Below are 13119 nucleotides of genomic sequence, written 5' to 3' on the forward strand. Positions count from 1 at the left end.
CGTCACATACCGGAACAACGGCGCGGAAACACCAGTTCACGTAAGGTAACGCTGCGTCACATTGAGCCCCCCGGCAGGCAGAGCCCTTGCCCCTCTGGCCCCTACTTCACAGCGATAAGTTCTATCAGCTTGATGTCGGGGTCTTTGGCGAGCATGGCCGGGCCGTTTTCAGCAAGGGCTGCCGGAATGGCCCCGTTGAGGTGGGCCTGCCGGTCTTCCTCGGTGTCAAAAGTGTCGAAAATGCCGAAGGTGCTTTCGCTGACACGGAAGGCGTACCAGGTCTGGGTGCCTGGCTCGTTGCTCACTATCTCGCGGGCCCCGTTGAGGAAGTCCCAAACCTCCTGTTCCTTCCCCGGTTTGGCTTCGACCAGTGCCAGCAGTCCGAATTTGGGCGCCATGGACATCTCCTCAATTCTCGTCGGAATCGGCCATGCCGGCCTATTCGCGAGTATAGGCAGGTGTCACCACGCGGACAAGAGTTCGGTGGAGGTTCCGCGCGGCCGTGGGGCACCTCGACGGGGAATCCGGCTGCCGGGCCGCGGAATGCCGGCGTGTCCGTGCCAAAGTGCCCCCTCCGGGCAGGGTGGGGCGGGCAGGTGGGGTGGAGCTGGGGTACGGGTTAGGCCGAAGAACAGTCTAGGCCCGAGGGTCGCCCGCCAACCCGGCTAGGTAGAGGCCGCGCGCCGCGATCAGCCGCTCCAGGTACCGGCGCAGCACCAACTTCTCAGCGAGCCGCCCCAGGACGCCGAACGGTGCCGTGAACGCCACCCGGTCCGTCATGATGCTGCCGGCGTCCGTGGCTTCGAACTCGTGGACATGGCGGAAGGATTTGAAGGGGCCCTTGACCTGCGCATCCACAAAGCGCTCGGGGAACTGCAGGGACGTCACCCGGCTGGTCATGGTCAACGGCACTCCAAAGTGCCGGGCCCGCCATGTCACGTCCTGCCCCTCGCCGATCAGCCCCGACGTCACTCCGTCAACGGCCCGCTCCCCCGAGCTGTCCATGGAATCCACGTGCGCGTCGATGCTGCGGGCGAGGTCGAAGAGCCGCTCCCGGGGTATGGCTGATTCAGTGCGGCACACGAAGCTGACGGTCATGCCGTCAGTCTGCCAGACCAGCGGCGCGGGCTTCGGCAGGCCGCGCGGGCCGGGCAGTCCGGTCGCGTTGCAGGCCTAGCCAAGCGGAAGAAACGGCAGAGCCCGACGGCGGGAATCGCCGTCGGGCTCTGAAGCCGGGTTTTGGTGCGGTTGTCGTTTGGGCCAGGACTGGCCCGCCGCCTAGCGGGTGCTGCCTGACAACAGGCCACGGCGCTGGAGCAGGCGTTTTTCCACCGGCGCGAAGAACAGCAGCTCGATGGCGATGCCGACGGCGAGGATCAGCAGGATTGCTGACATCACGGTTGTCATGTCTGCAAGGTCGCGGCCCTGGTTCAGCATGGATCCAAGCCCGAAGCCGATGGTCCCGCCCACCGCGATGATTTCCGCGGCCATCAGCGAGCGCCAGGAGAAGGCCCAGCCCTGCTTGAGACCGCTGAGGTATCCCGGAAGCGCTGCAGGCAGAACAATCTGCAGCGCCATCTGGAACCGGTTGGCACCCAGCACCGTTCCCACCCGTCGGTACTGTGGCGGGATCTGGTCCACACCGGAGATGAGCCCGTTGATGATGGAGGGTATGGCGCCCATAAACACCACGAAGTACACGGTGGCGTCAGTGAGGCCGAACCAGATGATTGCCGCAGGCACCCAGGCCACGGACGGCAGGACCTGCAGGCCGGAAATCAGCGGACCAAAAGCCCGGCGCAACGGAGCCACCTGCGCCAGCAGAAGTCCGATGGGTGTGGCGATGGCAACGCTGATCAGGAAACCCACAAGACCACGCTGCAGTGAAGTCCATACTGCTTCCTGGAGCTTGCCTTCGCCCCAAAGGATCCCGAACTGGCCCAGAACATCCAACGGCCCGGGAACCAGATCGCGGCGCTTAAAGCCCAGCGATACGTAAAGTTGCCAGATGATGAGAAGGACCACGACGGCGGCCACGGGCAGCAGGACTCGGCTCCAGTCGATCCGGGCCTTGCGGACGGAGTCCGACTGCAGCGAATCGAGTCCGGATTCGAGTTCGCGCAGGTCTTCAGTGCCAGTGGACGAACGGGTAAGGGCTGCGGTGACGTGGCGGGTATCTGCGTCCGGTGCGGAGTCAGTGGAAAGGCTATTTGGCATGGCGGCGGATCTCCTCTCGCAGCCGGGCTGTGATGACCCCGGTCAGCTGTCCGGCAAGCCCGGCGTCGGTTCGGTGTTCCTCGGAAACATTCCATTCCTGGACCACGCGGCCCGGTCTGGAGGACAGCAGCAGTACCCGCTGGCCCAGCCTGACGGCTTCGCGGACGTTGTGTGTCACGAAAACGATGGTGCGGCCGGTTTCCTTCCAGATGCGTTCCAGCTCATCGTGGAGGAGGTCGCGGGTGATGGCGTCCAGTGCGGCAAACGGCTCATCCATGAGGAGCAGCTGGCGGTCCTGTGCCAGAGAGCGGGCCAGGGCCACTCGCTGGCGCATACCGCCGGAGAGCTCGTGCGGACGCTTGTCCCCTGCTTCAGCGAGGTGCACCAGATCCAGCAGTTCGTCCGCCTTCACCCGGCGCTCGGCCTTGCCGACGCCGCGGAGCTTCAGCGCCAACTCAATATTTTCCCTTGCGGTCAGCCACGGGAAAAGGGCGGCGTCCTGGAACATGAATGCGGCGCCGTCGCTGGGGACTTCAAGAGCGCCCGCCGTCGGAGCCTCCAGTCCCGCCATGATGTTCAGCAGGGTGGACTTGCCGCAGCCGGAAGCACCGAGCAAGGCGACGAACTCGCCCTGCTCGATGCTGGCATTGACGTCGTCCAGCACCGGGGCGCCGTCGCCGAAGCGTTTGCCCAGGTTTTCCAGTACGACTGGCATGGTCCCGTCCTTAATTTGATGATCTGGAGCGTTGAAGATTCTGGCGCGTGATGATCTCTGGCCAGAGGCGGTGCCTTCGAAGGCCTAGTCCTTGCCCAGCCCCGCGGCGGAGGTCTTCTGGCCCGTGACGGAGTTCAATGCCGTGAGGTCGAAGATGCCGTTGATGTCGGCCTGTTTGGTGGTGCCGGAGTCCACGCCGTCCTGCAGCAGCTTCTTGTAGGTTCCGGCCAGCGGGTCCACGGTGAACTTGATGTTCTGCAGGGAGCGATCGATGACGTCGGGCTTCAGCTGGGCCCCGGAAGATTCCTTGAGCGCGGCGTTCAGCGCCGTGGCTTTCTCGGCCGCAGGTGTGTCGTTGAGCCACGCCACGGAGTCAGCATGTCCCTTGAGCAGGGCCTTGACCGTGTCCGGGTGCTCTGCGGCGAATTTCTTGTTCACGATCAGGATAGTGGTGGTGAATTCGCCCTTGTCCCAGAGGTCCTTCTCATCCACCAGGACCTTCGCGCCGGCCTGGAGCACCAGGCGCGAGGCCCACGGCTCAGGCAACCACGCGCCGTCGAGCTTTCCGTCCTGGAACAGCTTCAGGGTCTGAGCATTTTCAGTGGGGTTGATGGCCACATCGCCGCTGCCGTCTGTGTTGGTCTTGTAGCCCTGCTTGCCCAGCCAGGCGCGGAGCGCCACGTCCTGGGTGCCGCCGAGCTGCGGTGACGCGAGTGTCTTGCCCTTGAGATCGGCCGCGGACGTGATTTCTGGCTTGACCACCAGCTGCGCTCCGCCGGCGGCTGCGCCGGCGATGATGCTGATGGATTCTCCCTGGCTCTTGACAAAGGAATTGATGGCCGGGTTGGGGCCGATATAGGTGGCATCGATGGCGCCGGCGTTCAGCGCCTCGATGGCGGCGGGGCCGGCGTTGAACACCTGGGTGCTGAGCTTGGTGTCGCCCAATGACTTGGAGATGAGGCCCTTGCTAACCCCCACCAGCGCCGGGGCATGGGTGATGTTGCCGAAGTAGCCGAGCTTCAGTTCAGCGGCGGGTGTGCCGGATGGCGCCGCGGCTGAAGGCGCTTCGTCCTTGCGGTTGACCGTGGAGGCCACGGCTGCGCCTGCACCTATCAGCAGGACCAGGCCGATGGCCAGGCTGATCTCCAGGGTGCGCTTGCGTTTGGGCATCGCAGCTTCGCCCGCGACGATACGGGTGGTGCCGGCTGGGGATTTTGGGGCTTCAGGGCTGGATGACATGGGAAGAATCCTGTTCTTGAATGTGGGAAGCGGCAGGGCGGGTGTTCAGCTCCTGCGACATCGCCCGCGGCGGGGATTACCTGTGGAGGCGCCGCGGAACCATTCCGTTGTAGTCATGGATTCACCATAGGGAGTGTCATAAACCCGGATCAATGCGCCGGAAACCCGGGGTCATGCGGGTTCATGCAGCGTCATATTCGGGTATATAAAAAGCCGAGCCGGGATCCGGGCGGGCGCCCGCCGTCGGGATTGCGGTTCCGGAACCTAGCGACGGGTCATCAAGTATGCTGCCCAGCCCCGCGGCCAAGTCCGGAGACCGCTTTCACCCGCGATCTTCCGGACATCGAAGTGATCAGAGAACGTCGCTTCAATGTAACCGGGTGCCAAGGTCAGGTTGCCCACGGGGATGATCCTTTGCGCCAGCCTCTCCCAAGGGCGGATTTCCCATTCGAAATTCCACATGAGGAACTTGGCACGGTCACCGGCCAGCGGGATCACCTGTTCGAGGTAGGCGGCGCGCTGCGGTGCGGTGAGGTCGTCAAAGGTTCCGTAATCCACGAGGACGTCAAACGGTCCATGGACTTCTCGGAGGGCAGTGAGATCGTCGACGAGGAACCGGACCCCGACTCCGGCAAGCCGGGCCTTCTCCTTGGCCTTCGCGATCGCCGCAGGAGCGAAGTCCACCGCGGTGACGTCGAAACCGTGCCTGGCCAGGAAAATGGCGTTGTCACCCTCCCCGCAGCCCAGATCAACCGTGCGGCCGGGCGTGAGCAGGCCCTTCTCAACCAGATTGACGAGTTCTTGGCGGGCGGCTCCCACCCACGGTGGCGTTCCGTATTTGTACCACGTGTTGTACACCAGTCTCATGGGGTGCTCCCTGGACGGCTCGACCGCGTTCATTTCGGCGTCCGAAGCCTATGTTAGGAGTGTCTTCCGTAGACAGAGCTGCGTCAAGGAGTCCTGCGCGGGCGGTGCGGGCCCGCCCGCGAACTCGTGACGGCAGAAGCCGGGCCGGTCAGATCGAGTAGCGTTCGTCCTCGTGGTCACCGGGGTGGTCCTTGACCAGGCCTGCGGCGAGCGTGTTGCCATCCAGCGGATCGATCACCAGGAACGCGCCGGTGCGGCGGTGGTGCAGGTAGTTCTCCAGCGGCAACGCGGCGGCGAGGCGCAGCTGGGCGTGGCCGATGTCGTTGAGTTCCAGGCTCGATGCCGGCTCCAGCTTGAACGAGGCCAGATCAAGCTTGCCGGAGACGTTCCGGACCAGCGCCTGGACTGTGCGGGTACCGTGCTTGATGAGTACCTTGGCGCCCTCGTGGAGGGGTTTGGGCGAGAGCCAGCACAGCGCTGCGTAGAGGTCGGCTGAGCTTTCCCGCACCGTTCCTGCTGCAGCGATGGTGTCACCGCGGGCCACATCAAATTCGTCAGCCAGGCGGATTGCAACGGATTGCGGCGCGGCGGCTTCCTCCAACGACACCCCGGCAAAATCGATGCCCGTCACCGTGGTGGTGCGCGGATCCTGCCCGGGTGTGAGGACCGTAACGGCATCCCCCACTCTCACGGATCCTTCGGTGATTTGCCCTGCATAGGCGCGGTAATCGCGGTATTTCTCCACGTCCAGTCCGCCGTCAATGGCATCCGGGGCCAGCGCCCCCTGCGGACGGATGACCAGCTGCACCGGAAAACGGAAGCTCTCGAGTTCAATGTCCATTTCGTCTGCCGCCGGCAGGGATTCGAGCACTTCGAGGAGCGCCGGCCCCTCATACCAAGGGGTGCGGGCGGAGCGGTCCACCACGTTGTCGCCGTCGAGCGCGGACACCGGAATCACCCGGAGATCGCTGATCGCTTCTTTGCCGGCTTCAGCAGATCCCAGCTCCAGCGAGCCGATCCCCAGTTCACGGGCAACCTGCTGCACATCGGCCTGGATCTCCCGGAAAACCGACTCGCTGAAGTCCACCAGGTCGATCTTGTTTACCGCCACAATCACGTGCGGTACGCGCAGCAGCTGCAGCACGGAGAGGTGCCGGCGGGTCTGCTCCAGGACACCCTTGCGGGCGTCAATGAGTACGACGACGGCATCCGCAGTGGACGCGCCGGTCACTGTGTTCTTGGTGTACTGCACGTGCCCGGGGCAGTCAGCCAGGATAAAGCTGCGGCGGTCCGTGGCGAAGTAGCGGTAGGCGACGTCGATGGTGATGCCTTGCTCCCGCTCGGCACGGAGGCCGTCGGTCAGGAGGGCCAGGTCGATCGCCTGGGTGCCCGTGGCACCTGCGCCGCCGAAGCCGCGGTCCGCAGAGGTGCGGGCAACGGCGTCGAGCTGGTCCGCCAGGATCGCCTTGGAGTCGTGAAGGAGGCGGCCCACCAGGGTGGACTTGCCGTCGTCGACCGATCCCGCGGTGGCGAAGCGGAAGAGCGTGGCGGGAAGGGCGGCGGCCAGTTCGGCATCCGCGATGGCGGAATCCTGGAGTGAGGTTTCGGTGCTCATTTTAGAAGTAACCATCTTTCTTGCGGTCTTCCATGGCGGCCTCGGAGATGCGGTCATCTGCACGGGTGGCGCCACGTTCGGTGATGGTGGAGGCGGCAACTTCGATCACAACGTCGTGCACTGTGGCGGCAGCCGATTCAACGGCGCCGGTGCAGGACATGTCGCCCACGGTCCGGTAGCGGACCGTTTTGATGATGACTTCCTCATCGGGGCGCGGCTGCGACACCTCTCCCACGGCACGCCACATGCCGTCGCGGGCAAAGACCTCGCGGTTGTGGGCGTAGTACAGGCCCGGCAGCTCGATGTTCTCGCGCTCGATGTAGCGCCAGATGTCCAGCTCGGTCCAGTTGCTGATGGGGAAGGCGCGGACATGCTGTCCCACGGTGTGGCGGCCGTTGTACAGGTTCCACAGCTCGGGGCGCTGGTTGCGCGGATCCCACTGGCCGAATTCGTCACGCAGACTCAGGATGCGCTCCTTGGCGCGGGCCTTGTCCTCGTCGCGGCGGCCGCCGCCGAATACGGCGTCGAACTTGTTGCGCTGGATGGCGTCCAGCAACGGGACGGTCTGCAGCGGATTGCGTGTGCCGTCGGCGCGTTCGGCCAGCTCGCCGCTGTCAATGAATTCCTGCACGGAGCCGACGACGAGCTTGAGGCCCAGCCGCTCCACGGTGCGGTCCCGGAACTCGATGACCTCGGGGAAGTTGTGGCCGGTGTCCACGTGCAGCACCGGGAAGGGCACCTTACCCGGCCAGAACGCCTTGGTGGCCAGGTGCAGCATCACCACGGAGTCCTTGCCGCCGGAGAACAGCAGCGCAGGCTTCTCGAACTCGGCCACCACTTCGCGGATGATATGGATTGCTTCGGACTCCAGGGTATCCAGGCTGGACAGTCTGGCTACTGCTTCTCCACGCGGCTCATCTAGATCCAGCACAGACAGCTCCAGGTCCTCGTTGGTGATTTGGGCGCTCATACGTGTAGTCCGCATTCTGTTTTGTCGGATCCTGCCCAGCGTCCGGCGCGGGGGTCGTCGCCGGGTGCCACTTTGCGGGTGCAGGGCTGGCAGCCAATGGACGGGTAGCCCTGTGAAAGCAGCGGGTTGACGGGCAGGAGGTTGTCATCGGAGTACTGGACCAGCTGGTCGAAGCTCCAGGCCGCCACCGGGTTGACCTTGACCAGGCCGTTGGTTTCGTCCCACGTCACCAGGGGCGTGTTGGTGCGCGTGGGGGCTTCGTCGCGGCGCACTCCGGTGAACCAGACTTCGTAGCCGGCGAGGGTGCGGCGGAGCGGGGCCACCTTGCGGAGCGCGCAGCACTGGGCGGCGTCGCGGGCAAAGAGATCCTTGCCCAGGAGCCTGTCCTGCTGCTCCACGGTGTTCTCCGGAAGCACATCCACTACGTTCACGCGGAGGTTTGCCGCCACTTCGTCCCGTGTGGCGTGTGTTTCCGGGAAGTGGTAGCCGGTCTCCAGGAACAGGACGTCGACGCCGGGAAGCTGGTCCGCGACGAGCGCCGGCAGGACGGCGTCGGCCATGGAGCAGGCGACCGCCGCCGCGGGCAGTTCGAAGTTGCGCGCCACCCAGGCGATCACGTCGCGGGCCGGGGCGTCCCAGCCGAGCTCGGCGGCGCCGGACTCGGCCAAGGTTTTGAGCTCGTCATGGGTACGGAGGACGGTGCTCATTGCAGGTCCCCTTCCTCGGCCGCGTGGGCCCATTCGGCGAAGGTCTGGCCCTCGGCGCCCTCGGCAACGAACTTGCGGACGATCCGTTCCACGTAGTCCGGCAGATCCGAAACATAAACCTTGAGGCCGCGGACGGTACGTCCGAGGCCCGCCTCTTCGCGGTCTGAAGAAGCCAGCCCGCCGCCCAGGTGGACCTGGAAACCGGGGGTGGGATCGCCGTCGGGCGTTGGCAGCATCATGCCCTTGAGCCCGATGTCCGCGGTCTGGATGCGGGCGCAGGAGTTGGGGCAGCCGTTAATGTGGAGGGAGAGAGCGTGCGGCAGCTGGCCGGAGGCCGTCAGGTCAGCCAGGCGGCGTTCCAGCTCGGCCACGGCGGTGGCCGCAGTGACCTTGGTTTCCACGATGGCCAGCTTGCAGTATTCGATGCCGGTGCAGGCGATGGTGCCGCGCCGGAAGACTGACGGACGGGCGGACAGACCCAGTGCGTCCAGCTCGGCAACCAGCGGCTCTACCTGGTCTTTTGGCACATCAAGGATGACGAGCTTCTGGTGCGGCGTGGTGCGCAGGCGCTCCGAGCCACGGGCTTCCAGCGTGTCAGCGAGCTTCACCAGCTGCGCGCCGGAGAGCCGGCCCGCAAGAGGCGTGACGCCGATGAAGAACTTGCCGTCCTTCTGTTCGTGGATGCCGATGTGATCGCCCGGGGTGGTGGGCTTCGGAGCGGCCGGGCCGTCCGCGAGCTTGTAGCCGAGGTATTCGTCTTCAAGGATCTGGCGGAACTTCACCGGGCCCCAGTCGGCCATCAGGAACTTCAGGCGGGCCTTCGTGCGCATGCGGCGGTAGCCGTAGTCACGGAAGATGCTGGTGACTCCGAGCCATACTTCAGCGGCTTCCTCCGGAGTGACAAAAGTGCCGAGCCGCTTGGCCAGCATGGGGTTGGTGGACAGTGCCCCGCCCACCCAGAGGTCGTAACCCACACCCAGCTCGGGGTGGACAACGCCCACCAGTGCGAAGTCGTTGATCTCGTGCACCACATCCTGGCTGGGGTGGCCGGTGATGGCGGTTTTGTACTTGCGCGGCAGGTTGGAGAGGATCGGGTTTCCGATGAAGCGCTCAGCCAGTTCGGCGATGAGCGGGGTGGGATCGATGAGCTCGTCCTTGGCAATGCCGGCCACCGGGGAACCCAGGATGACGCGCGGAACGTCGCCGCAGGCCTCGGTGGTGGACAGCCCGCAGGCTTCCAGGCGGCGCCAGATTTCCGGCACATCTTCAACCCGGATCCAGTGCAGCTGGATGTTCTGGCGGTCGGTGAGGTCCGCAGAATCGCGGCCGAACTCCACCGAGATGTCGCCGATCACGCGCAGCTGCTCGGTGGTGAGGGCACCGCCGTCGATCCTTACACGCAGCATGAAGTACTTGTCTTCGAGCTCGTGCGGCTCAAGCGTGGCGGTCTTGCCGCCGTCGATCCCGGGCTTGCGCTGGGTGTAAAGGCCCCACCAGCGGAAGCGGCCGTGCAGGTCCTGACCCGGGATGGAGTCGAAGCCCTCCTTGGAATAGACGGACTCGATACGCTCGCGGACGTTGAGGCCGTCGTCTTCCTGTTTCCAGGTTTCGTTGGCGTTCAACGGCGTGGTGCCGTCCACCTTCCACTGGCCGTGCGGCTTGGCCGCCGGGCGGGAAGAAGCGGTTCGTGCCGGTCGCTGGGAAGCGGCAGTGTCCGCGGACGCTCCGGCTAGAGCTGTATCAGTCATGCATCGACTGTAGGGCTCACCGGAAAGTCGTCACAAAGGTGCCGGAAACGCTAAGTCACCTAGGGAAACATTTCGTCATGAAGAGCGGTCAGGCTGGATCGCTGGGCTGGCACCCCCAGCGTGGCCAACGCCATTGCCTCGGGGCTGCCGCAGCAGTGTGGGACAGTCCGCCAACGCGGATCTACACGCAGACGCCCCTCTCGGACGGCTGGCGCTACGAAGGCGGGCACCTGGTCGCCAACGGATTGACGGTATCCCGGAACGGATCAACATCGTCGGGATACTCAAGGAACTCAAGCAATACATCGGCAACGCCAAGAGCTACTACAACTTCGAAACAGCCGTCAGGGAGAAAGCCCTCGAGGTCCCGCCGCCGAGAATTGATGTGAAGATCAACCTGGTCCGCGGGCCCGGGGTCAAGACGCCTGCGAAGATCCGGGTGGGGGCTTGGGCCGACGGCAAACAGTTCATTGATCGAGACTTCGAGAACATCGTGGGAAGAGGTCAGGCAGTGGCAAAGCAGCACATGGAAGTGGATACTTTCCAGGAGACACGGGACCAGGAACGCATCATCGCCGAAGGACTCTGGGCCATCCGGCCCCAGGACCGGGCATGGGACAGCATCACCCACGTCCGGAATGAAAAAGGCGGTGTTAGTTCCTCTAATCGCGAAAATCTATCGCGGTGATGACGTGGAACGTTCCTTTACCTCTAGGGAGGTAAAGGAGGCTGCTGATAAGTTGCGGGAGGTGATGTATCAGCCCGGCAAGGGCGCGTGGCTGTCGATGACTCTCACGGTCACCCCGGCCGGGGACGGCTGGGAAACCACCCACAACTACACCGAGAAACCCGTCTGGGAACTCGGCCAACACTGTGGTGACGACTACGCCCAGGAACTCTACGTCTTCCCCCCGGGACGGGGAACACATCCCGGACTAGTTCTAATAAGAACTCAAAGACGCCACCTGGCAAGCACCCAAGGACTGAACCGACGCACCACCGCACGGACTATCTTCGCGGATGACCTCGGCGGGTGGCTGTCATCACGCACCGGCACCCAGCACCGCGTCGTAACGCTCCAACGCGATTTCGGCGAGCACAGGCGAGGGCAGCAACGGCTCCGTAACGAGGTCAGCCCCGGCCTTGGCCAGCTGGTCGTGGAAGAACCCCGGCGCCAGCAGGTAGGAAGCGATGACCACGCGCCCCGCGCCGCTGCTTTCAGCGGCGCTACTGGCCACCCCACCAGCCGCAACTTCCGCACGCAAGGCGGCAACGGCGTCGGGCACCGAAGGCTTGGCCGAGGCACCATAGGCGGGCACAATCCGGTTGGGCCGCAAGGCACGCAGCTGCTCCGCGAGCGCCTCCACGTTGAGGGAGGCAGTAGGGTCCGATGACCCGGCGGCGGCGAGGATCACGGCGTCGGACTCGGTCACGCCAGCCTCACGCAGGCGCTGGTCAAGCAACGCCGCCAGGCGCGGATCAGGTCCCAACGGCGCAGCCGCCAGGGTGTCCGGGCGGCTGCGGACGGCCCGCGTAATATCCACCTTGACGTGGTACCCCACACTCAGCAGGAGCGGCACCACCACGGCAGACTCCCCCGCCGCTACGGCAGTCACAACGTCCGGCAGCCCGGGCTGCTGCACGTCGACGTAGGCCTCGCGGACCTCGAGTCCCGGACGCAATGCGGCAATTCCGTCGCGCAGGGCGTTGACCTCGGCGGCTCCCTGTGTGCTGGACGTCCCATGGGCACAGGCGATCATGATCGGGCTATTCATAGTGGCTAGCGTAACGTTGGAGCCGCATTGTCCGCCCCTTGAAATCGACCGGAACGCCCCATGACCTTCCCTTTTGACATCGCCTTGGTGTGGCTGGATCTGGCCGGCGTCTTCTTCTTCGCGGTGTCCGGATCCCTCCTGGCGGCCCGGAAACAATTCGACATCATCGGCTCCGTCCTCCTCGCCTCCGTGGTCAGCCTGGGCGGCGGTGTCATCCGGGACATCATTCTCAACAGCGGCCCGCCCGCCGCCTTCACCAACCCCGCGTACCTTGCGCCCCCGGTGCTTGCGGCCTTCCTGGTGTACTTCCTGTTTTCCAGCGTCCAGCGCTATACCTCCCTCCTTATACTGTTCGACGCCGGCGGGCTGGCGCTCTTTTGCATCACTGGAACGCTCAAGGCGCTGTCCGCCGGGATGAACCCGATCGCCGCGATCCTGCTGGGCGTTACGACGGCGGTGGGTGGCGGCCTGCTCCGCGACATCACGGCCAATGAGGTGCCGCAGCTGTTCGACCCCAAGGACCTCTATGCGCTGCCCGCATTCACCGGTGCTTCGCTGACCACGGTGCTGTGGATTTCCGGGACATTCAACGCGGTGACTGCCTGTGCCGTTGCCGGCGTGGTGTTTGCTTTCCGGGTGGTTGCATGGCGCCGTTCCTGGCACGTTCCGCTGGCGGTTCGCGGCTGGCACCGGCTCGGGCTGGACGGCTCGGGCGGCGGCAGGGATTAGCTAGGATATAGAGCATGACTGACATGTTCCTCGAGAAGTTCCGCGCGCTTGTTCCGAAGTATCTCGAAGACGAATGGCAGGAAGAGGACGGGCTGCCCGCAGCCGACCTGGATTTGGCCCTCGCGGAGCATCAGTTCACGGTCCCGCTGGTGCTCAAGGAGTTCTACCTGGCCGTCGGCGGCTGCGAGGATCTCATGGAGGCCTACCACTACTTCTGGGACCCCGAGGAACTCGAAGTTGACGACGAAGGCTTCCTGATGTTCCTTGAGGACCAGGAAGAGCAGTTCACCTGGGGATTTCGCGTGGGCGACCTCACTGTCCCGGACCCCATCGTGTGGCGCCGCAACAACGTCCGCGGCCAGTGGAAGAACGAGGAAGGCACCTTCTCCGAGTTCGTCTTTGACATGTTTGAGTGGGCGTTCAACGACGAAGAGGACTAAGGTCTGTGCTTCTGATTTCTGAGCTGCGGAGTTTCCCCACCTTTGAGAGGCCCCACCGGCGTGTTGGTGCGAATCGCTGGTGATGTGGCGGCTGTCG

Annotated in this window: 14 protein-coding genes; 3 read left to right on the forward strand and 11 right to left on the reverse strand. The window is 64.6% G+C overall.

The genetic code is table 11. The features are described 5' to 3' along the window. Positions 1-101 precede the first annotated feature (101 nt). The 10 genes from ACQCST_RS15975 to ACQCST_RS16020 form a co-directional block, all read right to left on the reverse strand. Positions 102-398 carry a putative quinol monooxygenase gene (locus ACQCST_RS15975; RefSeq protein WP_426996712.1) on the reverse strand — a complete coding sequence of 99 codons (297 nt, stop codon included), beginning with the start codon at positions 396-398 and terminating at the stop codon, positions 102-104. 238 nt (positions 399-636) lie between these two features. Next, complete coding sequence (locus ACQCST_RS15980) at positions 637-1098, reverse strand: SRPBCC family protein (RefSeq protein ID WP_426996713.1); 462 nt, start codon at positions 1096-1098, stop codon at positions 637-639. 180 nt (positions 1099-1278) lie between these two features. Further along, on the reverse strand, positions 1279-2217 hold the full coding sequence (locus ACQCST_RS15985) for an ABC transporter permease (protein WP_426996714.1): 939 nt from the start codon (positions 2215-2217) through the stop codon (positions 1279-1281). Further along, complete coding sequence (locus ACQCST_RS15990) at positions 2207-2932, reverse strand: ABC transporter ATP-binding protein (protein ID WP_426996715.1); 726 nt, start codon at positions 2930-2932, stop codon at positions 2207-2209. Before ACQCST_RS15990 ends, ACQCST_RS15985 begins: the two co-directional genes overlap by 11 nt. An 84-nt stretch (positions 2933-3016) precedes the next feature. Beyond that, on the reverse strand, positions 3017-4171 hold the full coding sequence (locus tag ACQCST_RS15995; protein WP_426996716.1) for an ABC transporter substrate-binding protein: 1155 nt from the start codon (positions 4169-4171) through the stop codon (positions 3017-3019). 264 nt (positions 4172-4435) lie between these two features. Beyond that, on the reverse strand, positions 4436-5038 hold the full coding sequence (locus ACQCST_RS16000) for a class I SAM-dependent methyltransferase (RefSeq protein ID WP_426996717.1): 603 nt from the start codon (positions 5036-5038) through the stop codon (positions 4436-4438). A 148-nt stretch (positions 5039-5186) separates the two neighbouring features. Beyond that, positions 5187-6653 (reverse strand): sulfate adenylyltransferase subunit 1, encoded by a 1467-nt coding sequence (locus ACQCST_RS16005; protein ID WP_426996718.1) that lies wholly within the window; start codon positions 6651-6653, stop codon positions 5187-5189. 1 nt (position 6654) lies between these two features. After that, positions 6655-7623 carry a sulfate adenylyltransferase subunit CysD gene (cysD, locus tag ACQCST_RS16010; RefSeq protein WP_426996719.1) on the reverse strand — a complete coding sequence of 323 codons (969 nt, stop codon included), beginning with the start codon at positions 7621-7623 and terminating at the stop codon, positions 6655-6657. After that, the gene (locus tag ACQCST_RS16015; protein WP_426996720.1) at positions 7620-8330 is read right to left on the reverse strand and encodes a phosphoadenylyl-sulfate reductase; all 711 of its coding nucleotides are present in this window, start codon (positions 8328-8330) and stop codon (positions 7620-7622) included. The genes cysD and ACQCST_RS16015 overlap by 4 nt, the downstream gene beginning before the upstream one ends. Further along, positions 8327-10078, reverse strand: a complete 1752-nt coding sequence (locus ACQCST_RS16020; RefSeq protein WP_426996721.1) for a nitrite/sulfite reductase — start codon at positions 10076-10078, stop codon at positions 8327-8329. Before ACQCST_RS16020 ends, ACQCST_RS16015 begins: the two co-directional genes overlap by 4 nt. A 157-nt stretch (positions 10079-10235) precedes the next feature. On the opposite strand from ACQCST_RS16020, the gene ACQCST_RS16025 reads away from it, so the two are divergent. Further along, a complete protein-coding gene (locus ACQCST_RS16025) occupies positions 10236-10766 on the forward strand; it encodes a hypothetical protein (protein WP_426996722.1) in 531 nt (176 codons plus the stop codon). Between the two features lie 355 nt (positions 10767-11121). Here the strand turns inward: ACQCST_RS16025 and ACQCST_RS16030 are convergent, their stop codons facing one another. Beyond that, positions 11122-11853: a sirohydrochlorin chelatase gene (locus ACQCST_RS16030; protein ID WP_426996723.1), complete on the reverse strand. Its 732-nt coding sequence runs from the start codon at positions 11851-11853 to the stop codon at positions 11122-11124. Between the two features lie 60 nt (positions 11854-11913). Here ACQCST_RS16030 and ACQCST_RS16035 point away from each other — a divergent pair, with 60 nt between their 5' ends. Continuing rightward, a complete protein-coding gene (locus ACQCST_RS16035) occupies positions 11914-12582 on the forward strand; it encodes a trimeric intracellular cation channel family protein (protein ID WP_426996724.1) in 669 nt (222 codons plus the stop codon). A gap of 14 nt (positions 12583-12596) precedes the next feature. Continuing rightward, entirely contained in the window at positions 12597-13022 is a 426-nt protein-coding gene (locus ACQCST_RS16040) for a hypothetical protein (RefSeq protein WP_426996725.1), read from the forward strand. Positions 13023-13119 lie beyond the last annotated feature (97 nt).

The organism is Pseudarthrobacter sp. N5 (genome assembly GCF_050157035.1).
Taxonomy (GTDB): Bacteria; Actinomycetota; Actinomycetes; order Actinomycetales; family Micrococcaceae; genus Arthrobacter.